Origin of the sequence: Streptomyces sp. NPDC059874, from assembly GCF_042731135.1 — a bacterium.
Taxonomy (GTDB): domain Bacteria; phylum Actinomycetota; class Actinomycetes; order Streptomycetales; family Streptomycetaceae; genus Streptomyces.
Map to the genome: position 1 here is coordinate 1 of NZ_JBHWJY010000035.1, position 19,405 is coordinate 19,405.

General features: G+C 69.1%; 22 protein-coding genes and 3 pseudogenes. 15 read left to right on the forward strand and 10 right to left on the reverse strand.

All coding sequences use genetic code 11. The features are described 5' to 3' along the window. Window positions 1–146: 146 nt before the first annotated feature. Complete coding sequence (locus tag ACFV9H_RS20800; protein WP_385400222.1) at window positions 147–1,376, forward strand: IS701 family transposase; 1,230 nt, start codon at window positions 147–149, stop codon at window positions 1,374–1,376. A 161-nt stretch (window positions 1,377–1,537) separates the two neighbouring features. Next, window positions 1,538–1,885, forward strand: coding sequence for a transposase (locus tag ACFV9H_RS20805; RefSeq protein WP_385400225.1), 348 nt, complete (start codon window positions 1,538–1,540; stop codon window positions 1,883–1,885). A gap of 108 nt (window positions 1,886–1,993) precedes the next feature. Here the strand turns inward: ACFV9H_RS20805 and ACFV9H_RS20810 are convergent, their stop codons facing one another. Both ACFV9H_RS20810 and ACFV9H_RS20815 read right to left on the reverse strand, forming a co-directional pair. After that, window positions 1,994–2,662, reverse strand: coding sequence for a class I SAM-dependent methyltransferase (locus tag ACFV9H_RS20810; RefSeq protein ID WP_385400227.1), 669 nt, complete (start codon window positions 2,660–2,662; stop codon window positions 1,994–1,996). Window positions 2,663–2,817: 155 nt separating this feature from the next. Beyond that, a pseudogene (locus ACFV9H_RS20815) lies at window positions 2,818–2,972 on the reverse strand (cation transporter); the annotation flags it as partial. A gap of 408 nt (window positions 2,973–3,380) precedes the next feature. On the opposite strand from ACFV9H_RS20815, the gene ACFV9H_RS20820 reads away from it, so the two are divergent. Next, window positions 3,381–4,784, forward strand: coding sequence for an FAD-binding oxidoreductase (locus tag ACFV9H_RS20820; RefSeq protein ID WP_385400230.1), 1,404 nt, complete (start codon window positions 3,381–3,383; stop codon window positions 4,782–4,784). A gap of 619 nt (window positions 4,785–5,403) precedes the next feature. Here the strand turns inward: ACFV9H_RS20820 and ACFV9H_RS20825 are convergent. After that, window positions 5,404–5,948 (reverse strand): annotated as a pseudogene (locus tag ACFV9H_RS20825) (transcriptional regulator); the annotation flags it as partial. Between the two features lie 51 nt (window positions 5,949–5,999). After that, a complete protein-coding gene (locus tag ACFV9H_RS20830) occupies window positions 6,000–6,242 on the reverse strand; it encodes a hypothetical protein (protein ID WP_385400233.1) in 243 nt (80 codons plus the stop codon). Window positions 6,243–7,216: 974 nt separating this feature from the next. Here ACFV9H_RS20830 and ACFV9H_RS20835 point away from each other — a divergent pair. After that, on the forward strand, window positions 7,217–7,714 hold the full coding sequence (locus tag ACFV9H_RS20835) for a hypothetical protein (protein ID WP_385400235.1): 498 nt from the start codon (window positions 7,217–7,219) through the stop codon (window positions 7,712–7,714). A gap of 377 nt (window positions 7,715–8,091) precedes the next feature. Here the strand turns inward: ACFV9H_RS20835 and ACFV9H_RS20840 are convergent. Next, window positions 8,092–8,672 (reverse strand): annotated as a pseudogene (locus tag ACFV9H_RS20840) (IS5 family transposase); the annotation flags it as partial. A gap of 174 nt (window positions 8,673–8,846) precedes the next feature. Here ACFV9H_RS20840 and ACFV9H_RS20845 point away from each other — a divergent pair. Further along, window positions 8,847–9,020 (forward strand): CsbD family protein, encoded by a 174-nt coding sequence (locus tag ACFV9H_RS20845; RefSeq protein WP_385400237.1) that lies wholly within the window; start codon window positions 8,847–8,849, stop codon window positions 9,018–9,020. Window positions 9,021–9,134: 114 nt separating this feature from the next. Here ACFV9H_RS20845 and ACFV9H_RS20850 read toward each other — a convergent pair whose 3' ends face one another. Both ACFV9H_RS20850 and ACFV9H_RS20855 read right to left on the reverse strand, forming a co-directional pair. Beyond that, window positions 9,135–10,211 carry an SRPBCC family protein gene (locus tag ACFV9H_RS20850; RefSeq protein WP_385400239.1) on the reverse strand — a complete coding sequence of 359 codons (1,077 nt, stop codon included), beginning with the start codon at window positions 10,209–10,211 and terminating at the stop codon, window positions 9,135–9,137. 3 nt (window positions 10,212–10,214) lie between these two features. Continuing rightward, window positions 10,215–11,336, reverse strand: coding sequence for a histone protein (locus ACFV9H_RS20855; protein WP_385400242.1), 1,122 nt, complete (start codon window positions 11,334–11,336; stop codon window positions 10,215–10,217). A gap of 192 nt (window positions 11,337–11,528) precedes the next feature. On the opposite strand from ACFV9H_RS20855, the gene ACFV9H_RS20860 reads away from it, so the two are divergent. From ACFV9H_RS20860 to ACFV9H_RS20895, 8 genes are read left to right on the forward strand one after another with little or no spacing between them, the layout of a single operon-like run. Then, the gene (locus ACFV9H_RS20860) at window positions 11,529–11,903 is read left to right on the forward strand and encodes a gas vesicle protein (protein ID WP_385400244.1); all 375 of its coding nucleotides are present in this window, start codon (window positions 11,529–11,531) and stop codon (window positions 11,901–11,903) included. 28 nt (window positions 11,904–11,931) lie between these two features. After that, complete coding sequence (locus ACFV9H_RS20865) at window positions 11,932–12,399, forward strand: gas vesicle structural protein GvpA (RefSeq protein WP_385400247.1); 468 nt, start codon at window positions 11,932–11,934, stop codon at window positions 12,397–12,399. A 3-nt stretch (window positions 12,400–12,402) separates the two neighbouring features. Next, a complete protein-coding gene (locus ACFV9H_RS20870; RefSeq protein ID WP_385400250.1) occupies window positions 12,403–13,125 on the forward strand; it encodes a GvpL/GvpF family gas vesicle protein in 723 nt (240 codons plus the stop codon). Between the two features lie 36 nt (window positions 13,126–13,161). Further along, on the forward strand, window positions 13,162–13,410 hold the full coding sequence (locus ACFV9H_RS20875; protein ID WP_385400253.1) for a gas vesicle protein GvpG: 249 nt from the start codon (window positions 13,162–13,164) through the stop codon (window positions 13,408–13,410). Between the two features lie 18 nt (window positions 13,411–13,428). Further along, window positions 13,429–13,848: a gas vesicle protein gene (locus tag ACFV9H_RS20880; RefSeq protein WP_385400255.1), complete on the forward strand. Its 420-nt coding sequence runs from the start codon at window positions 13,429–13,431 to the stop codon at window positions 13,846–13,848. Then, window positions 13,845–14,708 carry a GvpL/GvpF family gas vesicle protein gene (locus ACFV9H_RS20885; RefSeq protein WP_385400258.1) on the forward strand — a complete coding sequence of 288 codons (864 nt, stop codon included), beginning with the start codon at window positions 13,845–13,847 and terminating at the stop codon, window positions 14,706–14,708. The genes ACFV9H_RS20880 and ACFV9H_RS20885 overlap by 4 nt, the downstream gene beginning before the upstream one ends. Next, a complete protein-coding gene (locus tag ACFV9H_RS20890; protein WP_385400260.1) occupies window positions 14,705–14,926 on the forward strand; it encodes a gas vesicle protein in 222 nt (73 codons plus the stop codon). Before ACFV9H_RS20885 ends, ACFV9H_RS20890 begins: the two co-directional genes overlap by 4 nt. Beyond that, a complete protein-coding gene (locus ACFV9H_RS20895) occupies window positions 14,916–15,311 on the forward strand; it encodes a gas vesicle protein K (protein WP_385400263.1) in 396 nt (131 codons plus the stop codon). The genes ACFV9H_RS20890 and ACFV9H_RS20895 overlap by 11 nt, the downstream gene beginning before the upstream one ends. Before the next feature lie 45 nt (window positions 15,312–15,356). Here ACFV9H_RS20895 and ACFV9H_RS20900 read toward each other — a convergent pair whose 3' ends face one another. The 3 genes from ACFV9H_RS20900 to ACFV9H_RS20910 form a co-directional block, all read right to left on the reverse strand. After that, the gene (locus tag ACFV9H_RS20900) at window positions 15,357–15,620 is read right to left on the reverse strand and encodes a GlsB/YeaQ/YmgE family stress response membrane protein (protein WP_385400266.1); all 264 of its coding nucleotides are present in this window, start codon (window positions 15,618–15,620) and stop codon (window positions 15,357–15,359) included. 117 nt (window positions 15,621–15,737) lie between these two features. Continuing rightward, the gene (locus tag ACFV9H_RS20905; protein WP_385400269.1) at window positions 15,738–16,391 is read right to left on the reverse strand and encodes a TetR/AcrR family transcriptional regulator; all 654 of its coding nucleotides are present in this window, start codon (window positions 16,389–16,391) and stop codon (window positions 15,738–15,740) included. Window positions 16,392–16,636: 245 nt separating this feature from the next. After that, window positions 16,637–16,810, reverse strand: coding sequence for a hypothetical protein (locus tag ACFV9H_RS20910; RefSeq protein ID WP_385400271.1), 174 nt, complete (start codon window positions 16,808–16,810; stop codon window positions 16,637–16,639). A 230-nt stretch (window positions 16,811–17,040) separates the two neighbouring features. On the opposite strand from ACFV9H_RS20910, the gene ACFV9H_RS20915 reads away from it, so the two are divergent. Both ACFV9H_RS20915 and ACFV9H_RS20920 read left to right on the forward strand, forming a co-directional pair. Then, window positions 17,041–18,360 carry a geranylgeranyl reductase family protein gene (locus tag ACFV9H_RS20915; protein WP_385400398.1) on the forward strand — a complete coding sequence of 440 codons (1,320 nt, stop codon included), beginning with the start codon at window positions 17,041–17,043 and terminating at the stop codon, window positions 18,358–18,360. 555 nt (window positions 18,361–18,915) lie between these two features. Then, window positions 18,916–19,398 carry a hypothetical protein gene (locus ACFV9H_RS20920; protein WP_385400273.1) on the forward strand — a complete coding sequence of 161 codons (483 nt, stop codon included), beginning with the start codon at window positions 18,916–18,918 and terminating at the stop codon, window positions 19,396–19,398. The last annotated feature ends 7 nt before the right edge of the window (window positions 19,399–19,405 follow it).

The window sequence follows — 19,405 nt, forward strand, 5'->3', positions numbered from 1 at the left end:
CCGCAGCCAACTCCTTAGCCAGCACACCCGATCAACGACACAGCCCATCAGCCCGACACTCCACCGACGACCGAACCTGACCAAGCACTACTAGTAGTGCTTCGTTACGTTGGGTGATCTTGTTTGGTGGTGGGCAGCTTTCCCGCATGAGGTTGGGGGAGGTGGAACGGCTCCGGGGTGAGTTGTCGGAGTTCGTTGCCGACGTGTTCGCCTCGTTGCCGCGGCGGGATCAGCGGCGGTGGGGCGGGTGTTATCTGCGGGGTCTGATGCTGGACGGTCGGCGGAAGTCGATCCAGCCGATGGCCGATCGGCTGCCGGACGGGAACATGCAGGCGTTGCAGCAGTTCGTGAACCAGTCGTCGTGGGACTGGCTGCCTGTGCGGCGGCGGATCGCCGAGCGGTTGTGCGAGGCGGTCCGCCCTGAGGTGTGGGTGGTCGACGACGTGTCGTTCCCCAAGTGCGGAACGTCTTCGGTGGGAGTGGCCCGGCAGTACTGCGGAGCGTTGGGGAAACGGGCGAACTGCCAGGTCGCGGTCAGCGTCCACGCGGCCACGGACATCGCGTCCTGCCCGCTGGAATGGGACCTGTTCCTGCCCGAGGAATGGGTGGGCGATCACCGCAGACGGCAGCGGGCCGGGGTGCCTGACGAGGTCGGGCACGCCTCCAAGACCTTCCTGGCCCTGGGGTTGCTGGACCGGCTGGCCGAACAGGGGCTGGAAGTGCCGGTGATCGTGGCGGACGCCGGTTACGGCCGCAGTGTGTCGTTCCGGCTCGCGCTGGAACAGCGAGGCTGGTCCAATGTGATGGCGGTGGACCCGAAGGAGGTCGCCCGCCCGGCGGCAGCCGAGCCGCATCAGCCCGCCTACGGTGGTCTGGGGCCGCCCACACTGCCGCGCTATCGCGAGCCGGCCCGGCCCCTGACCGCGTTCGTCACCACCGACACCGCTTTCGAAGAGGTCGTCTGGCGGCAGGGCAGCAAGGGCGTCATGACCTCGCGTTTCGCCGTGATCGGGGTGCGTCCGTCGGGGAAGGAAGCCTGCCGGACCGCCCAGGAACAAGCCGGAGGGCGCAACAGGTGGGACGGTGTTCAGCCGCTGCGGACCCTGCTGGTCGAACAGCCCGAGGACGCGACCGAGCCGACCGGCTACTGGATGACCGACCTGCCCGCCACCACCCCGGTCACCGACCTGGTGAGATGGGCGAAGATGCGCTGGCGCATCGAACACGACTACCGCGAGCTGAAGCACGGCCTCGGGTTGGACCACTTTGAAGGCCGCACCTGGCGGGGCTGGCACCACCACGTCACCCTCGTCACCGCCGCCCAGGCCTTCCTCACCCTCAGGCGGCTCGACCCAAAAGCACACACGCCGGCATGACCCTCTACCAGGTCCTGGACACACTTCAGGACCTGCTGAGGTGCTGGACCGGCACCTGCACCACCTGCGGCCGACGCCTGCCCCGCAACAGAACCAGACCAAGAACCTAACGAAGCACTACTAGGGCGTTTCTCTCGGATCATCTGATCGTTGGTTGATGTGTGTCGTTGACTGACGCGCAGTGGGCGCGGATCGAGCCGTTGCTGCCGGATCGGACGCCGAGGCGGGGTGGGCGGTGGCGGGATCACCGGCAGGTGATCGACGCGATCGCGTTCAAGTACCGCACCGGGACGCCATGGATGGATCTGCCCCAGCGATTCGGATCGTGGAAGGGTGCCTACAGCAGGCTGCGGACGTGGGCGATCGACGGCGCGTGGGAAGTGCTCGCCCGATGCCGCCTTCCGGCCGGCTTCGCCGCCACTCAGAAAACCGGAGGAGACTCCCCTTCTGGCACAACGCACACAGGACAACCCGTCCTGCGCTCACGGACCGCATGTGGCCACATATGACCACTGACCCCTTGGAATCGATCATCCAGGCGGCCGGGGCTGCCGGTGAACCCGCACCTGGCTTTGTCCCTGAGAAGGTGCGACAGCACCTGGCGCTTGGCATCTTGTTCACGCTGGCACGGTCTGGGTGACGCGCCACAGCCTGCGCGGGAGGCCGCCCTCCTCGAAGGCATGGACCTCGTCAAGGTTCCATTCCTCGGCCAGGGCGTCGACCAGGTCGCGAGGGAAGAAGTGGACGGCGAAGCCGCCGTGCTCCCAGATGTCGTCCCCGTGGCCGGTGCCGGCCCGGTAGTGCGCGTCTCCGGTGTGGCGGACGGTGTAGACGAAGGCGCCGCCTGGTCGCAGCACGCGGCGGACTTCTGCGACCAGGGCGTGGATCTCCTTGGTGGACAGAGCCATGCACAGCAGCATGTGCGCGAAGACGGCGTCCACCGAGGCGTCCGCGAGCGGAAGCGGTTCGCGTACGTCGTGGACCGCCGTGGTAACCCGCTCGGTGACCCCTTGTGCCGCGGCGGCCTCGCGCAGCTGCTCCAGCCCCACCAGACTGAAGTCGGAGGCCAGCACCGAGAAACCCTCCCGGGCGAAGTACAGCGCGTCACGGCCGTGCCCGGCGCCCAGCTCCAGCACCTCGCGGGCGCCGGCAGCCCGGAAAACCGCAGCGGCATGGACCGCCGGCGCGGACGGCTCCTCGCCGTACATGCCGGGATGCTCGCCGTAGGTCTGCTCCCAGTGTTCACGCTGCGTCCCGGCCAGCTCCTCCTGCCCGTCTTCCGACATGCTGACGCCCCTCTCTCCCCCTCATCGGGTATGTGCCAGCCTAGATCCACACCGCAGCGCCGAAGCCCGCCGAGGAAGCCGGCCAGGCGTCGCTGGACGCCCGGAGCCTGGTGCACTCCGTTCAGAACTCGATTGATCCGCTGATCGGCAGTGGGTCAGTTGCAGCAGTCGCAGCCTGGGCGGCAGGCGCGGGCGTCCGCCTCCTTCTGCTGGGCGCCTATGCCAGCGCCGCCGGAGGCGCGCAACAGCCCTTGCCCTGCCAGGCGTCCCGGCTTTCCTTCACGGCAATGGCAGCGATGACGAGGGCGGCGCGGTGGCGTTGAGGACCACTGGATCGTGTGGCGGCGATGAATCTTCGAGGGCCAGTCGCTCCGTCGCCGTAGGCAACGGCCGGCGATCTGCCCGTCGGAGCTGACTGCGGCGAGCTGGACTCGCGGAGTTCCCGGATGACGGTGCTGAACGCGAGGCTCGTCCGGTATGGCCGTACACCTGTGACTTGCCGACTCCATCCACTCCCAATGCGTAAGGATCTGAACCTCAGGCCGCCGCGCGGGAGCCGGCCGAGGTCAGCCAGTGGCGCACGCGGGCTCGGGGCGGGCGATGATGCTGCCGGCCTCGGCCATCGTCAACTGGGTCCCGGTGGTCGCCCGGCTCGTCACCCTGGGGCAGGGCAGCTAGCGTGGTAGGAGTAAGCCTCGTCTGCTCCGCGGAGGCCGTTATGACCCGGCTCACCGATCATGCCGTCGGCTCGCTCAGGGAGCGGATCAGGGGAGACGTCCTCGGGCCGGAGCATCCTGAGTACGACACCGCCCGCTCCGTGGCCAACGGAGCCATCGACCACCGCCCCGCCCTGCTGGTCCGCTGCGCCGAACCCGCGGATGTCGCCGCCGCCCTGTCCTTCGCCCGTGACGAGCACCTCGAGGTCTCGGTGCGCGGTGGGGGGCACAACCCGGCGGGTGCCGCCGTCTGCCCCGACGGGCTGGTCGTCGACCTGACCGCCATGCACGCCGTCACGGTCGACCCCGAGGCCCGCACCGCCCGCTGCGGCGGCGGAGCCACCCTCGCCCAGCTCGACGCCGCCACCCAGGCACACGGGCTCGCCGTGCCGGCAGGCACCATCAGCCACACGGGCGTCGGCGGCCTGACGCTGGGCGGTGGCATGGGCTGGCTCACCCGCCAGCACGGACTGACCGTCGACAATCTGCTGGGCGCCGAAGTGGTGCTGGCCAACGGCACCCTGGTGCACGCGTCGGCGGAGGAGAACCCGGACCTGTTCTGGGCTCTGCGCGGCGGCGGTGGGAACTTCGGGGTGGTCACGGCCTTTGACTTCGGGCTGCACGCGGTCGGGCCGGAGGTGCACGTCGGTGTCTTCTTCTGGGACATGTCGGTGGGCCGCGAGGCGTTGGAACTGATCCGCGATGTGGTTCCGGCGCTACCACCGAGGCACAGTGTGCTGGTCGGCATCGGGCTGAACGCCCCGCCAGAGCCCTTCGTACCGGTCGAGGACCGCGGCAAGCTCGGCCACGCACTGATCATCGGAGGCTTCGGCAGCGTGGAGGAGCATGCCGCCGCGGCCGCCCTGCTGGACGGTGGGCCGCCGAGGCTCTTCGAGATGCGGACTTCGCTGCCCTACACCCACCTGCAGAGCATGCTCGACGACTCCTCGCCGTACGGGATCCTCGACTACGAGAAGGGGATCCTCATCCCGGAGTTGAGCGACGACGTGATCGCGCTGCTGAACGAGTACCTGCGGCGCAAGACCTCGCCGCTGACCTTCTGCCCGACCTTCCGGCTGGACGGCGCCTTCACCGAGGTCGACGAGGACGCCACAGCCTACGGAAGCCCGCGCGAACCCGGCTACCAGATGGCCCTCACCGCCCTCAGCTTCGACCCGGAGGAGCTGGTGGCCGACACCGCCTGGGTCAGGGCGCTGTGGACCGAGCTGCTGCCGCACGCAGTCGGCCCCGGTGGCTACGTCAACTTCATGACCGAGATCGAGGAGGACCGCGTCCGGGCGTCCTACGGGGCGGAGAAGTACCAGCGGCTGGCCCGGATCAAGTCCAAGTACGACCCCGAGAACGTCTTCCACCGGAACGCCAACGTCGCCCCCGTCGCAGCCTGACACACCGTGTTGCCGGAGCTGAAGATCCCGCGGTTCTGGTTGAGCGCGAAGACTTTGTCGGGGTCGTAGCTGTCCTTCAGCGCCACGGGCCGGGCGAACTTCTCGGCGCCGAAGGAACTCCGCAGGCGGGGCGGGCTCGTCGGCGGCGATGAAGTTGGGCGGGGCCGTGCCGGCCGACCATGGGCGCACGGTATCCATGAAGGTGTGCGCCCAGCCGATGTGCCGGTCGCGCTCGCTCCGGTCGGGCCACATGGCCAGGCAGAAGTACGCCCATTTGGCGCTGGGGAGGGGAGGGCCATCGCGCTGCGGTCCAGGCGTGCCAATGGCGCCTCCTAGTGCTGTGACCCGGTGAACCTTTCCGGTCACAGCACTAGCGGGCAGCACACCAGCTGGGTGGTCGACATCGAACACCCGCCGCAGCTGAGCCACGCTCGGCGCTCCCTCCGCCTTCCCGTCCGGGCCTCGGTGCAGGCGGCAGGGGGCGGAGCCGGTCACCTGGGCACCGGGCAGGGCAAAGGGGGTCGGCCCCGTCGGCGATGGCGCAGCAGCCCCCGTTGTGGAGCGTCCTGCGGGTGTGGTCCGGTGCCCTCGCCATGAGGTTCCCAGGCTGACGGTCTGATCAGGATGCCGGCTGCAGTCGGACGCAGCATCGTCCGGGGCTGGGTGCCACGCATGCCTCGAGCCATGCCTCGTCCAGTCCGCTCAGGACGCCGCGCAGCAGGTGGAGGTTCATGCCGCACACGGTCTGGGTGTGCTCCCGGGCCAGCGCGTGGAAGGGGCAATTGGTCAGAACGATGGCCTCGCCCTCGCGGTGCGGCTCGAAGCCGTACCGCTGCAGCAGGTCGAAGGCGTCCGTCTGTTCTGCTCGCCCAGCTGGGTGCCGGCCTTGCGGTGCAGCACGGCCCGCACTGGCTCGCCGGTCGCTTTGGATTCCTCCACGGCTTGGGCGAGAAGCCGTCCGGCCAGCTCGTGGCGGCGGTCCGGCAGGTTGACGGTGATCTGCTTCGCCGAGCGGCGGTAGAGCTTGGCCGGCCTGCCCGCGCCCGGTCCGGAGTGCCGGGTACGGCGCTCGTGGACGACGTCTTGGTCGCCCATGGAGCAGGCCGTGTGGGAGTGCCCCCGAGCCAGGGCTCGTGCTCGTGTTGCGGGATGCGCCGGCCCAGGCGGGGGGTTCCACGGGTCCGGCACCGTGCTTCGGGGACGGGAGCGCTCCCGTCACTCGATGTCGATGGCCTCCAGCAGGCGGATGAACCTGCGCAGCAGGTCCTTCATCCGGCGCCACAGTCGCCCTCGCGTCCTGTCACCGGGGCGGTCCGCGTCTCGGCTGTCGCGGTGGACACCATGGCGGGAGAGGCCGCCGGCATGATCTCCCGTCGTGCCTGCGCCTGGCTGGGGGGACGGGGGCTGGACCGTGTACGCGGCTGTCAGGACGACCGGGTGGTGATGAAGGCTGTGCATGGCTCCTCCTCGGTAGGGCGAGAAGCGGAGGGATGACCTTCGCTACCCGCGGATCGAGCGGGTGGGTCCCGGGGGGCCGAAGGGTGCACCGCCGGGACCGGGACCATCCGCCGACCGCTGCTCGGCGTGACCTCGTACCTGAATTGAGCCCCGGCGGAGCTAGCCGGGTCACGTCACTGGCTCTCGGGGCTTGACGTGGCGCCGGACCCTCGACAGCGCCCGCCCGCCGGGCCCCAGGCAAGGGCACGGCGCCCCTTCGGCTCCGGCACTCGGGCCCCGGCCGGACCTGCGGTCCCGGGGAGGTGCCGGTGGACGGGGTCCCGCGGCCGGCCATGACCTGGGGCCGGCCGCCCGGGCGCAGTGGCGCCGGCTCGGCAAGCTCGGTGTGCAGAAGGCCGCACGGTCGCGCAGGCGGCCCCGGGCCCCTGGGAAGGGCCTTGAGGGTCCTCGCGCAGTACGTGGCTCGGGAGGGGCGCATTCCCGGGCGGGCGATTGTGCAGAAGATGCCCGACCGGGACATCCACCGCGTCGGGGTGTGGCCGGCCCACCCCACCAACGCCAGGGCCGCGACCGGCTGAATGCCGGGCAGCTCACCGCGCTCGACGAGCTGGGCGTGGGCTGGCGGCCCGGTGCTGTTCCGGATGTTCCGGATCAGCAGCCGACGTGCCTCCTGGCGCCGACGCGCGAGGCGTCGAGCAGGCGCATGCGTGGGCGTCGTGTTCGAGCGAGTCGGCCGGCCCCTCGCGGGCGCCGAGGACGGCTGCGGCGATCCCTTCCCGGATCCGGTCCATCTCCGCCGGGTGGAGCGTGCGCGGCCCATGCCGTCACCAGTGCCCGTCCGTATGCAAGAGCACCGGTTCCCGAACCGTCTGTCGGCGTGTCTGCGGTGTTCCGTTCCCGTCGGGCGGTACGGGTGACGGGCGGCCCGCCGGGGCCCGTGTCGGTGACGTACGAGAGCGGGGTTGCTTGTGGCGATGGTCGGGCTGTTCTGGATCACTCCGGACGCGGTGTACGTGGGTTCGCCGCCGGATGCCATCGGTGGCTGTGTCCGGCTCGGCGCCGACGGGCTGGAAGCCTTCGACCCCGACGGCGGTTCCCGGATGTGGACGTGGGAAGCACTGAGGTCCGCGGTCGTCCAGGACGTGCCCGTCGAGGGCTCGGCGGGCCGCGCGCCGAAGTTTCTCGTGTCCATCGTCTCGGCCGCGGTGGGTGCCTTCCACGGTGAGGGACCGCCCGCGATGAGGCTGCGGCTGGAGACGGAGTACGGGACGGAGGAGGTGACGGTCCACTCGGCGGCGGCAGGAGGCTACGGCGCCGACGAAGCGACCCTCTCGCAGGACCTGCTTGCCCGCTTCGTGGCGGGCACCGCAGATCCGCGGACCGTCGAGGAGTGGGGCCGCGAACACGGGCTGGAGAACACCCCGAAGCCGCGCGTCCGGGAGAACTTGCTGCGGACCTGGGTGCAGGCATGAGCCATTCCACGCCCGCGATCGCAAGGCGGATTTTGGGCGCCGAGGAAATGCCGTGCCGAGGCGGGACCGCCGACTCGGCACCACTGGGGCACCGGCGGTACGGGTGGTAGCGCTTCGATGGGCAACGTGTACAAGAAATATGGCAGCTTCGACAGCCCCAGCCGCTTCCAGAGCTACCTCTGAAGGCAACTGTCACGCCAGTCCAGGCCAGGCCGGGTGGGAGCCGCTGGACGGCCACCGCGACCAGAGTACGAAACCGGCCCTATACGAGCGCCGCCACGGGCCGGGCCTGGAGCAGCCCCGTCCGGCCCGGACGGCGTGAACGGCAAGGCGCCGGTGACCAAGGCCGCCATGCCCCCGCCGCGAAGCCCAAGGCCGGCTGGCGGGCGGCCACCTTGGTGGCCTCGCCGGGCCCGGTTGCGAACCTGGTCGGACCGCTCGGGAATGGTGTGGGCGATGCCGCGGCGTCGAAGCCAGGTGCGGATCGCCTTCGAGCTGTAGCTCGTGTCGCCGATGGCGTGGTCGGGCCTCATGCGTGGCCGACCCGGACCGAGACGGGGCACCCGTATCGCGCCCATCACGACGGTGAACTGGGTGCAGTCGTTTGTGTTTCCGCCGGTCAGGACGAACGCCAGAGGCCGGCCCGCTCCGTCGCAGGCCAGGTGGATCTTGCTGGTCAGCCCGCCGCGGGACCGGCCGAGTGCCGGGCTTCGGAGGCCCCCTTTCGGGCGCCGGCCGAGTGCTGGTGGGCACGGACGATGCTGGAGTCGACCGACACCAGCCAGTCGATGTCGCCTGCGGCGTCCGCTTGCGCTTGCGCGGCCTGGAGCATCCGCTCGAAGGTCCCGTCCGCGGCCCACTTTCGGAAACGCGTGTGGAGGCTGGCCCACGACCCGTATCGCTCGGGCACACACCTTGGCCTGAGTCCCCAGTACGGAGCCCCGGAAACGACGCCCCGGGGCACGCACCGTCGGCCATGGGCGCGGAATCACACAACGGTCGACCACGGAGCCGAGAGACCTATCCGTCCCTTTAGGGTCGTTTTGCCATGTAATGCGTATGGTTTTCGTGAAGGGGTAGGGGCTGGGCAGGTCCGTATTGCCACGCGCCGAGCGGCATGGAGGTGAGACGAATGGGCGCAGGTAAGAAGATCAAGAACGTTGCGAAGACGTCGAAGGGCAAGGTGAAGGAGACCACGGGCAAGGCTGTGGGGAACGAGAGCCTGGAGGCCAAGGGGCGGGCTGAGCAGGCGCTTGGCGACGCCAAGCAGGCCGGTCAGAAGGCAAAGGATGCGCTCAAGCACTGAAAGGCCGAGGTGAAGGCAATTTGTGAGGTGCCCCGGGGTTGAGGGCCGGCAGGAGACACTCTGCCGGCCCTCACGTACGCGTCTTGCCTGTGGCGGCGAGCGCGACCATCCACCTCAGGGCGCGCGCCGGCGTCGGCGAGGGGGAGACGGCTCGTACTCCTCTTCGTACTCGCCCTCGTCCTCTTCCTCTTCCTCTTCTTCTTCGGCCGGCTCTTCCTCGGCTTCATCCGCGTACTCGGCGTCCTCCCCTTCGCCCTCCTCTTCCTCACCCTGAAGGTCGTCCTCGCCCTCGCCCTCGCCCTCGCCCTCGCCCTCGTCCTCGTCCTCGTCCTCGTATTCCTCCTCCTCGCCCTCGTCCTGTTCTTCCTCGAGGGCTTCTTCGTGGGTCTGGACGACTTCGCCGTCGCGGATCTCGCCGCGCCAGCCTTCCGGTTCCTCGGTAGTGAGTGTGGTGTGGCGCAGGAAGTTCTTGAGGTCCAAGCGCAAGCGGCGTCCCTGGGCGCGCCACAGGTTGCCGGTCTTCTCGAACAGTCCGGAAGGGTGGTATTCGACGACGATGACGATGCGGGTCAGTGACGGGGCGAGCTCGTGGAAGCTGACGCAGCCGCGGGTGGTGCCCTTGGCGCCCTGGGAGGTCCACACGATGCGGTCGTCGGGTATCTGTTCCTGGATGGTGGCCTTCCAGCTGCGGGTGGACGGCCCTACCTTGACTTTCCAGTCGCTGGTGGTGTCGTCATCGCGGGAGACGTCGCGGACGCCTTTGGCGAATCCGCTGAAGTCCTCGTACTGCGTCCAGTGGTCGTAGACCGTGCGCAGGGGCAGGCCCACGTCGATGGCTTCGACGATGTTGACGACCTTGCCGCCGCTGCTCTGGCGGCCGCGGCCTTTGCCGCCGAATGCCTGGGAGAGGGTGTCGGTCACCTTGTCCTTGAGGTTTCCGAGTTTCTGGCCGGCCATGGCTTTCAGGGGGGAGTCGCCCTGCAGGAGGCGTCCGCCGATGCCGGCGACGTCGGAGAGGCTGCCGCCGTTGTCGGCGACGTCGTAGAGCTGGTCGGTGAGGTCGGAGAGTTTGTCGGTGGCCTTGTCGGCGAGGTTGTCGGCCTGGGCGGCAAGGTATCCGGACAGTTCCTTCATCAGCTGGTCCATCCCGGAGGCGGACTCTCGAGAACTGGAGCGATCTGAGGTTGCCATGACCTACCTCCGCGTGGACGGCTTACGGGCCGCGGTCTTCTTGGCGGCCGTCTTGCGCGCCGGGCTGCGGCCGGTGGTCTTCTTGGCGGCGGTCTTCTTGGCTGTGGCCCCGCGTGTCGGGCTCTGGCCTGTGGCCCTCTTGCGCGGCGCGGTGCTGGTCTTCTTCGCGGGAGGCTTGGACGGCGCGGCCCTGGAGGCGGCGCTCTTCCGGGCGGTCGCGGGCTTGCTGCCGGCGGTCTTCCTTGCCGCTGTCTTCTTGGCGGGCGCGGTTTTCTTCGCCGACGCCGTCCGTGCGGGGGCCGGCTTCTTCTCCGGCGCTGCCCTCTTGGCGGGCGTCGCCTTCTTGGCGGGCGCTGCCCTCTTGGCGGGTGTCGCCTTCCTCGTGGGCGTCGCCTTCCTGGTGGGCGTTGCCTTCCTGGCGGGCGCTGCCCTCTTGGCGGGCGTCGTCTTCCTGGCGGGTGCGGCCCGCTCGGCTGTGGTCGAACGCTGCCTTGCCGTACGGGTGGAGGCGGCGCTCCTGCCGGTCCGCGTACGGACCGTCGTGCGGGTCCGGCGTGGCGGTGCGGGAGGCTCTTCCTCCGGTTCTTCCTCCTCCTCCAGTTCTTCCTCCTCCTCGGGTTCCTCTTCTTCCTCCTCTTCTTCGGGCTCCTCGTCCTCTTCGGCTTCCTCTTCCGGCTCTCCCTCGTCCTCTTCCTCGGCCTGGCCCTCGGGTTCGGCGTAACCCTCCTCGTCCTCGTCCTGGTCCTCTTCGGCGTAGTCCTCGGCTTCCTCGTAGGCCTCCTCGTCCTTGTCCCGGCCGCGGCTCGGGCCGGTGCGGGTGAGTTCGAGGGTGCGCTCGCGGAGGGAGCCGGCGAAGTCGGCGAGCTTGCGGTCGGCCGCGGCGGTCAGGGCCTGCCGACCGGCGTCGAGGGCCTCCCCGCGCAGCTGCTCGCCGATGTCGGCGAACTGCGGCATCTCCTTGAGTCGGGAGACGCCTTCCTTGAGCAGCTGTCCGGGTTCGAGTCCGAAGCGGCGGCCGGCGAGATAGGTCGCCACGGTGAACGCCAATCGGCCCTTCTTCGCTCGGCCCAGTACGTAGCCCCCAGCCACAGCGGCTGCGAGCGCGATCTTGGTCGTGTCCTCCATGATCATCCCCTGCCAGGGCGCGTGCGGGCTGTTCGATGGCGTCCGCTGTCAGCGGATCGCTCGTATGCGCTGCCGCCGACGTGGAGTCCTGCCGGGCGGCTGTCTTGAAGGCTTCTGCCCCGATACAAGACTTATGTGCGTATTTGGTGACATTCTAGTTTCTGTGAGGCCGTCTCCCCAAGGGAGTGATATATGGCCGCAGCGGAACCTGCGCGCCCCCGGCGGGCCTCTTCGCGGGCCGCCGGTGAAGGCGGACGGCAGGACGGACAACCGGCCAGGCGGGCTGCGCCTCGGCGGCGTTCCGGGGCGCCCGACGCCGGGGCGGCGATGCGGGCTGCGGCCGGACAGCTCGCCGAACTCCTGGGACGGCGGCCAGATTCCGTCTCTGCGCTCAAACCGACCGAGGACGGCTGGGAGGCGCAGGTGGAGGTGGTGGAGCTGGAACGCATCCCGGACACGACCAGCGTGATGGCCAGCTACCGGGTCGCGCTGGACGAGGAGGGAGGGCTCATCTCCTACGAACGCACCCGCCGCTACACCCGCGGCATGATCGACCGGCCGTCCTGAGACCAGGCCAGCCGGGGAAGGAGGCGCCATGACCATGGTGCCGCAGAGCGGCAGCCCCATCGCCCGAGGGCAGGGAGGCGGCACGAGCAGCCTCTACGACGTCCTGGAGCTCATTCTCGACCGCGGTCTGGTCATCGATGTCTTCGTCCGCGTGTCCCTGGTGGGCATCGAACTCATCAAGATCGACGCCAGGATCGTGGTGGCCAGCGTCGACACCTACCTCCGATTCGCCGAGGCGTGCAACCGCCTCGACCTCGAAGCGGGCCGCAAGGCCCCCGCCCAGCTTCCCGATGTCATGGGCAACATGCTCGAAGGCGGAGCCCACGGAAAGACCAAGGGAGCGCTGAGCGGAGCCGTCGAAGCCGTCACCGAATCCCTGACCGGCAAATCCTCCAAGTCGAGGCAGCCGGAAGAAGAAGAGGAAGAGGTGGAGGAAGAGGTCCCGAGGCGACGTCGCCCTGCCGCCCGGCGCCCCGTACGGCGGGAGAAGGAGTAACCGATGCCGCTCTACGTGTACTCGATCACCGCGAAGGACCACCCCCTGCGCCTCGACGGCATGAGCGGCGTCGGCTCCGAGCCGGCCCCCCCGCTGCGCACGGTCACCGCCGGAACGCTATGCGCGGTGGTCAGCGATGTCACCGAGGAGATCCGGCCCAAGCGCCGGGACCTGGCCACCCACCAGGAGGTTCAGGAGCGGCTGATGGCCGACGGAGCGATCCTGCCCCTGCAGTTCGGCTACACAGCCCCGGATGACCTCGCGGTCCGCCAAGCCCTCGAGTCCAACGCCGCCGACTACCTTGGCGCGCTCGAGCGCCTGGAGGGCTGCGCCGAATACCACGTGCGGGCCTCGCAGGCCGACGAGACCCCGCTTCTGCAGCAGATCCTTGCGGACGTGCCCGAGGCCAGGGACCTCAACGACCGGATTCTGAGCGGAGACCTCGATCCGGGCCTGCCGCTCGCCCTGGGCGAAATGGTCGCCCGCGAGGTGCAGGCACGGCAGGAGACGCTGGCGGCCGGTCTGGTCGAGGCGCTCGTGCCCTTTGCCCGCGAGCACGTCAATCACCCATCGTCGGGAGCCGACTTCCTCAACCTCTCGCTCCTCGTGCCCGACGAGCACAAGGACAGCCTGCACACCGCACAGGCCAACCTGTCCCGCGAGATCGGCAGCGGCATCGACCTGCGGTTCTCCGGCCCGCTGCCCCCCTACAGCTTCGTCTCGTAACCACACCGGCCACCCGCCCCGGAGGGGAGGAAGACCATGGGACTGCTGACCCGTCTGCTGACGCTTCCCATTGCGCCGGTCCGCGCCGTCACCTGGGTCGCCCAGCGCGTCGTCGACAAGGCCGAGGAGGAGTACTACGACCCCGCCCCGGTCTGGCGCCGCCTCGCAGAACTGGAGCAGCAACTGCTGCGCGGCGAGATCGACGAGGAGACCTTCGACCGCCAGGAGGACGAGCTGATCGACCGGCTGACCGAGATCTCAGCATTCCGGCAACAGCTGCCCTGAGCGCGAAGAGGGAGCATCGTGACCGAATACCTGCCCGGCCGACCCGGAGCCTTCGCCTCCCGCGCCCCGATGCCGTACGGGCAGTCGTCCTCTTCCAGCCTTGCCGACATCCTCGAGCGGGTCCTGGACAAGGGCATCGTCATCGCCGGCGACATCCGCATCAACCTCCTCGACATCGAGCTGTTGACCATCAAACTCCGCATCCTGGTGGCCTCCGTGGACAAGGCCAAGGAGATGGGCATCGACTGGTGGGAGCACGACCCCTCCCTGTCCACCCGGCACACAGGCAGCCCCTTGGAGCAGGAGAACCGCCGCCTGCGCGCCGAACTCGAATCTCTCCGCGGTCAGCTCGGACAGGCAGAGCCCCCGGACGAAGCCGCCCCGGGCGAAGAAGCGGACGACCGACCGGCCGGCCGGCGACGGCGGAGCGCACCGTGAACGCCCCCGGCATGCTCACCTACGTGTACGCCGTCACCCAGCCCACAGACCGCCTGCACGAGGCCCTCGCCGGCCTGCGCGGCATCGGTCAGGAACCCGCCCGGCTCCTGCCCCCCACCACCGCCACCCCCAGCACCGGGCCCATCCCCCTCGCCTTCGTCGCCGGCGACGTCCCCGCACGCGACTTCAACGAGACCTCCCTCAAAGACCACTTCGAAGACCTGCACTGGCTCGAGTACGTCGCCCGCACCCACCACGACGTCGTCCAGGCCGTAGCCGCCCACGCGCCCGTGCTGCCTCTGCGCATGGCCACCGTCTACCAGGACGACCAGCGGGCCTGCCAAGCCCTCGCCGACCAGCACGACAGCTTCGCCCAGCGCCTCGACCAGCTGCACGCCCACACCGAGTACGGCGTCAAGATCTACCTCAGCCCCACCACGACCGGCCCCAACCCAGCCACAGACGCCGACGCCCCAAGCACGCAGCAAGCTTCCACCACCCCGGGCAAGGCCTACCTCCAGGCCCGTAGGGCCCAGCACCATGCCCGCGAAGCCGTCCACCGGCAAGCCCGACAGGCCGCCGACGCCATCGAAGCCATCGCCGCCCGCCACACCACCCATCGCGTACGCCATGCACCCCAGCGGGGCGCCCTCACCGGCCCGCAGGAGAACATCCTCAACGACGCATACCTCATCCCCGACGATCAAGCCGACCAGTTCCAAAGCGCCATCGCCGAGGCCGCCCGCAGCTTTCCCGACCTGCGCATCGAGGTCACCGGCCCCTGGGCCCCCTACTCCTTCGCCATGCCACCACCGGCCTCCCCCGCAGGCCCGGATGACGCCCCCGAGCCGCCACCATGACCCTCACCGAGCCCGGTGAATCCCTGCCGGGCCGCCAGGTCGCCCTCGTCGATCTCCTCGACCGGCTCCTCAGCGGCGGCGTCGTCCTCACCGGTGACATCGTCCTGTCCATCGCCGACATCGACCTGGTCCGCATCTCACTGCGCGCCCTCATCGTCTCCGTAAGCTCCGAGACAGCCCCCGCCCGGGCGCGGGACGGCGGCCGCAGTGGACTCTGAACAACCCCCGCCCCGCGGCCCCGGCGCCCTTCAGGACATCGGTGACAGCCTGTCCCAGGCCTTCCGCCTCATCGAGGCACCCCCCGACGCTCAGGACAGGCCGGCTCGGCCCGCTTCTCGCCTGCACACCGACCCCGAAACCGTCGGTGAAGACCTCCTCAAACTCGTGCTCACCCTCGTCGAGCTCCTGCGCCAGCTCATCGAACGCCAAGCCCTGCGCCGTGTGGACGCCGGCGACCTCACCGACGAACAGGAGGAGGAACTCGGAGCGACCCTCCTGGCCCTGCACGACAGCCTTGCCGAGCTGTGTGCCCAGCACGGCTACTCACTGGAAGACCTCAACCTCGACCTCGGCCCACTCGGTCCCCTGCTGCCCCGAGACTGAAAGACCCACCGCTGCGGGCGTACGCCCGAATGTGAAGCGGCAGGGTCAGTCCCTGGCGCGGGCTACGAGACGCCAGACGGCCAGGATGATCAGAGAGCCCACAATGGCTGCGATCCAGGTGGAGATCTCGAAGAAGCCATCGATGGAATCGACTCCGAAAATGACCTTGCCGAGCCATCCGCCCAGAAGTCCACCCACGATGCCGATCAGTGGCGTGACGATGCAGCCGCCGGGGTCCTTGCCCGGCATCAGGAATTTCGCGATGATCCCGGCGAGCAGTCCCATCAAAATCCAGCCGATGATGCCCATGGCGTTCCTCTTCTCGCGCATACAGTCTGCAAATCTGTCTGCCCGCCTGCCGCTTTTTAAACCCCAAGACCGGGTGAGGGCTCCGACGCCTCAAGGCGGGCGCCAGGCCTGCCAGTCTCACGGTCCTCGGTTCGACAGCAGTTCCAACTCGGCCTGAAAGAGCATGGCCGGGTCGAAGCCCATGCCCGTGAAATGGCCGCCCAGCTCCATGGAAAGGACGCCGTGCAGCCGGGACCAGAAGAAGACGGCCACATGCAGGGTTTCAGGCGCCGTGAGATGCCCGGCGGCCCCCTTCGCGTGGGCCTCCACGTTCGCCTCGAAAGGGATAGAGGGAGCATCCACGGGCAGAGCGGCGCACGCATCGAGGACGATCTCCATGATCTCCGACGCGATGACGGCGACGTCGGCCGGACCGTGGTATCCGGGAACGGGCGTGCCGTAGACGAGGAAGTAGCGCTGCGGGTCATCAAGAGCCCAGTCGCGCAGGGCGTGAGCCAGACCGGGAAGGTTGCCATCCCCCCGAGCAGCAACCGCCCGGAATGTGCTGACCAGGCTCTGATACGCGTCCCGAACGAGTTCGGTGACCAATTCGTCGCGGCTCGTGAAATATCGGTAGAGTGCAGCGCCGCTCAGACCCATGTGCTTGGCGATCGCATTGAGGGAAACCGCTGACGCCCCGGCGACGGCGATCTGCTCCCACGCTCTTTCCTTGATCTCCGCGCGCACCTGCCGGCGATATCGCTCGCGGGGGGTTGTCGTAGCTTCACCCATGACAGCATCCTCCTCGCGAGTAATACCCTATCGCTCGCGAGGGGGTCGCTGTAGTTTCCGCTCGTCAGCGCCACCTTCCACTGGGTTTCGCGCCTGTCACGACCTGCCGCCCACGCGAGATTCTCTCGCGCCCCCCGGGCCAGCCGCCCGACGTCACGTGTCACACCCCTCCACCCCACCATCCCGCGTGCCGCTGCAGTCGCCGTTGCGGATGACAGACAGCTGCGGAGCTGACCTTCATGGGGTCAGAGCTTGAAATCGTCCTTGCCCTTCTCCTTCATATCCCGGCCCTTGCCGCGGGCCTCCAAAGCAGCGCCCTTGGCCGCAGTGGTTTCCTTGCCAAGGGCGTGCGCCGCCTTCCTTACTGCCTTTCCGACCACTTGCTCCGCCTTGGCCTTGATCTTCTCGCTGGCGCTCATGTCGCACCTTCCTTGTATGCACCATGCCTATACCCGTGGCAGGCAGAAACAGGCACTTGCTCGGCAGCCGTACGACCACAGGACGCTCGCGCGGATGCTGCCCACGCCCCCGGGGGTATCCCCGGAGGGCGACGCTTCGCCTCGGCCGTGGGCCGCTTGGCCCTGCTTTCGGGTTAGGGCGCCCGCAGACGCGGCATAGTGAGGGCGTGAGCACCGAGCGTGATGGCACATTGGGCGAGTCCACCCCACCCGACAGCGGCTCTGCGGTGCCGGAGGCCGGAGGTGACGAGGAGGCGCAGGTCATCGTGGTGGGGGCGGGGCCGGCCGGTTCCGCTGCCGCCGTGCACCTGGCGCGGGCGGGGTTGGACGTCCTGCTGCTGGAGAAGAGCGACTTCCCCCGGGAGAAGGTGTGCGGCGACGGACTGACGCCGCGCGCTGTGGCCCAACTGGTGCGAATGGGTGTGGACATCAGCGCCCCCGGCTGGATGCGCAATCGCGGGATGCGATGGGTGTGTGAGGGCAACCAGGTGGAGCTGGACTGGCCGCGCCTGGGAAGCCTTCCCGACTTCGGGCTCACCCGCAGCCGGCACGACTTCGACCACCTGCTCGCGGCGCATGCCCGCGCCGCCGGAGCACGCCTGCACACGCACGTGAAGGTGTCGGCCCCGCTGACCGATCGGGCCGGGTACATCACGGGGGTCACGGCTCTCCGCGGGCCGGACCGGGAGCCCATTCGCTACCGGGCGCCGCTCGTCGTCGCGGCCGACGGCGCCTCAGCGCGGACTGCGGTGGCCCTGGGACTCGTACGGGACGCCGGCAGGCCGGTCGCGGCGGCAGCGCGCCGCTACTACCGCAGCGAGGCCCGCACCAACGACTCGTACCTGGAGCTGTGGGCGGATCTGCGCTGCCCCGGTACAGGGCATGACTTGCCCGGATACGGCTGGGTGTTCCCGCTCGGGGACGGGCGGGTCAATGTCGGCCTGGGCGCGCTACCGCAGCGACGGCGGCGTCGGCCGGTGGACTTGCGGGCGGTCCTGGAGAACTGGCTGCCCCGCCTGCCCGATGAGTGGGGGATCAAGGAGGAGAACGCCGTCTCGCCCCTGCACAGCGCCCCCCTGCCGATGGGGTTGAATCGGCGACCGCAGTATCGTCGGGGCCTCCTGCTGGTCGGAGACAGCGCAGGCATGGTCAGTCCGTGGAGCGGCGAGGGTATCGCCCAGGCGATGGAAGCCGCTGAGGTGGCTGCGGAGACCGTCGCCCTGGCCTTGGCCCGGCCGCCGGGGCCACGACGTGAGCACGCGTTGCACCAGTACCCAGCCGAGATCCACCGCCGATGGGGGCGTTACTACCGTCTGGGCAACCTCGCGGGTGATCTTGTCTTCGCTCGGCACGGCTTCCGGCCGATCCTCCATCCCCGTGTCATGGCCTCGCCGCCACTGCTGCGTGCTCTGGCCCGCCTGCTCACCCACGTCACCGACGAACCGGCCCACGACAGCATCGACGCCGTCCTGCACGCGATGCTGCGCCTCGTGCCGCCCTCGCGACGCTAACCCATGTCCCGCCCGGACCTCACCGTCCGCGCTCCTTGTCTCAAACCCAGGGCGCACTGGGCAACGCAGCGCGCAACAAGCGCCGGAACGCCAGTCGCATGCCCCACATCGTCGCTCTTGCACCCCACATCGCCATTCGTACGAATATCCGGTGGATGACGGATCGAGGCGCCCAGCGAGCGAGGGCCCGACGCCTTCTCCTCCTGCGTATGCGCCGTCTCAAGGCCTTCACGAGTGTCTCCTGCCGGCTGCCGGTCGATAGACAGCCAAGTGACGACCGATAATAGGAGCGGCCCATGTGACGCTCGAGGAAGCCTTCGGGTTCAAACCGCGAATGCTTTGCTGAGCCATAGCCGCCAAGCAATGCGAATAAGCATCGAAGAATGATTACGGCAAGCAGGACCAGCGGCGGAATCCGATTAGGATCCCGTGGGGCGCTCCTTGACCCCGAGATGATCATCATGCGATGTCCGCCCGTGATGCATAAGCAGGAGCGCGTCATGCTGTCTGCCCTCGCCGGCGCAGTATAAACAGGCAGTGCCGACCTCGCCCCGCATGAGCACCACCCGCGGGATCGCCACCTTCGACGCATGGTTTGCCAAGGAGGAAGCCATGGCACACGGCCCCCGCCCCGCTGTCGAAGCACGGCTGTACGACGCGCCGCATTACGAAGGGGCCGTTGTCAGGATGCGGCCCGACAAGGGCGACGAGGGCGAGGACGCGGTCGCGTACTCGCTTGCCTGCCTGGGCCTGAGCCGGCTCGCCTCTCTCCGCGCCCCGAGCGAATCCGCCGACCCCGACAATCCGTTCCACCAGGATCTCCACTGGATCACCAGCGTCACCGTGTGGCTGGCCAGGCCGGATACCTGGATGCCTCGTGAAGAGGAGCGGGGCAAGACCTGGCAAAACTACAGCGCAGATACTTCGGACCTGGGTGCCTGGGCCACGCAAGCCAAGTACGTCCGCGTGGGGAGGAAGCGGGCGGACGGCCTCTCTGGCGTGCCCGGAGACAGAGCGACCATCGTGGTCGTGGACTAGCTCCGCG

Coding starts and splice junctions, on each gene's coding strand:
- ACFV9H_RS20800 (WP_385400222.1), top strand. CDS start 147: ATGAGGTTGGGGGAGGTGGAACGGCTCCGGGGTGAGTTGTCGGAGTTC.
- ACFV9H_RS20810 (WP_385400227.1), bottom strand. CDS start 2,662: ATGTCGGAAGACGGGCAGGAGGAGCTGGCCGGGACGCAGCGTGAACAC.
- ACFV9H_RS20820 (WP_385400230.1), top strand. CDS start 3,381: ATGACCCGGCTCACCGATCATGCCGTCGGCTCGCTCAGGGAGCGGATC.
- ACFV9H_RS20830 (WP_385400233.1), bottom strand. CDS start 6,242: ATGCACAGCCTTCATCACCACCCGGTCGTCCTGACAGCCGCGTACACG.
- ACFV9H_RS20835 (WP_385400235.1), top strand. CDS start 7,217: ATGGTCGGGCTGTTCTGGATCACTCCGGACGCGGTGTACGTGGGTTCG.
- ACFV9H_RS20845 (WP_385400237.1), top strand. CDS start 8,847: ATGGGCGCAGGTAAGAAGATCAAGAACGTTGCGAAGACGTCGAAGGGC.
- ACFV9H_RS20850 (WP_385400239.1), bottom strand. CDS start 10,211: ATGGCAACCTCAGATCGCTCCAGTTCTCGAGAGTCCGCCTCCGGGATG.
- ACFV9H_RS20855 (WP_385400242.1), bottom strand. CDS start 11,336: ATGGAGGACACGACCAAGATCGCGCTCGCAGCCGCTGTGGCTGGGGGC.
- ACFV9H_RS20860 (WP_385400244.1), top strand. CDS start 11,529: ATGGCCGCAGCGGAACCTGCGCGCCCCCGGCGGGCCTCTTCGCGGGCC.
- ACFV9H_RS20865 (WP_385400247.1), top strand. CDS start 11,932: ATGACCATGGTGCCGCAGAGCGGCAGCCCCATCGCCCGAGGGCAGGGA.
- ACFV9H_RS20870 (WP_385400250.1), top strand. CDS start 12,403: ATGCCGCTCTACGTGTACTCGATCACCGCGAAGGACCACCCCCTGCGC.
- ACFV9H_RS20875 (WP_385400253.1), top strand. CDS start 13,162: ATGGGACTGCTGACCCGTCTGCTGACGCTTCCCATTGCGCCGGTCCGC.
- ACFV9H_RS20890 (WP_385400260.1), top strand. CDS start 14,705: ATGACCCTCACCGAGCCCGGTGAATCCCTGCCGGGCCGCCAGGTCGCC.
- ACFV9H_RS20900 (WP_385400266.1), bottom strand. CDS start 15,620: ATGGGCATCATCGGCTGGATTTTGATGGGACTGCTCGCCGGGATCATC.
- ACFV9H_RS20905 (WP_385400269.1), bottom strand. CDS start 16,391: ATGGGTGAAGCTACGACAACCCCCCGCGAGCGATATCGCCGGCAGGTG.
- ACFV9H_RS20910 (WP_385400271.1), bottom strand. CDS start 16,810: ATGAGCGCCAGCGAGAAGATCAAGGCCAAGGCGGAGCAAGTGGTCGGA.
- ACFV9H_RS20920 (WP_385400273.1), top strand. CDS start 18,916: ATGAGCACCACCCGCGGGATCGCCACCTTCGACGCATGGTTTGCCAAG.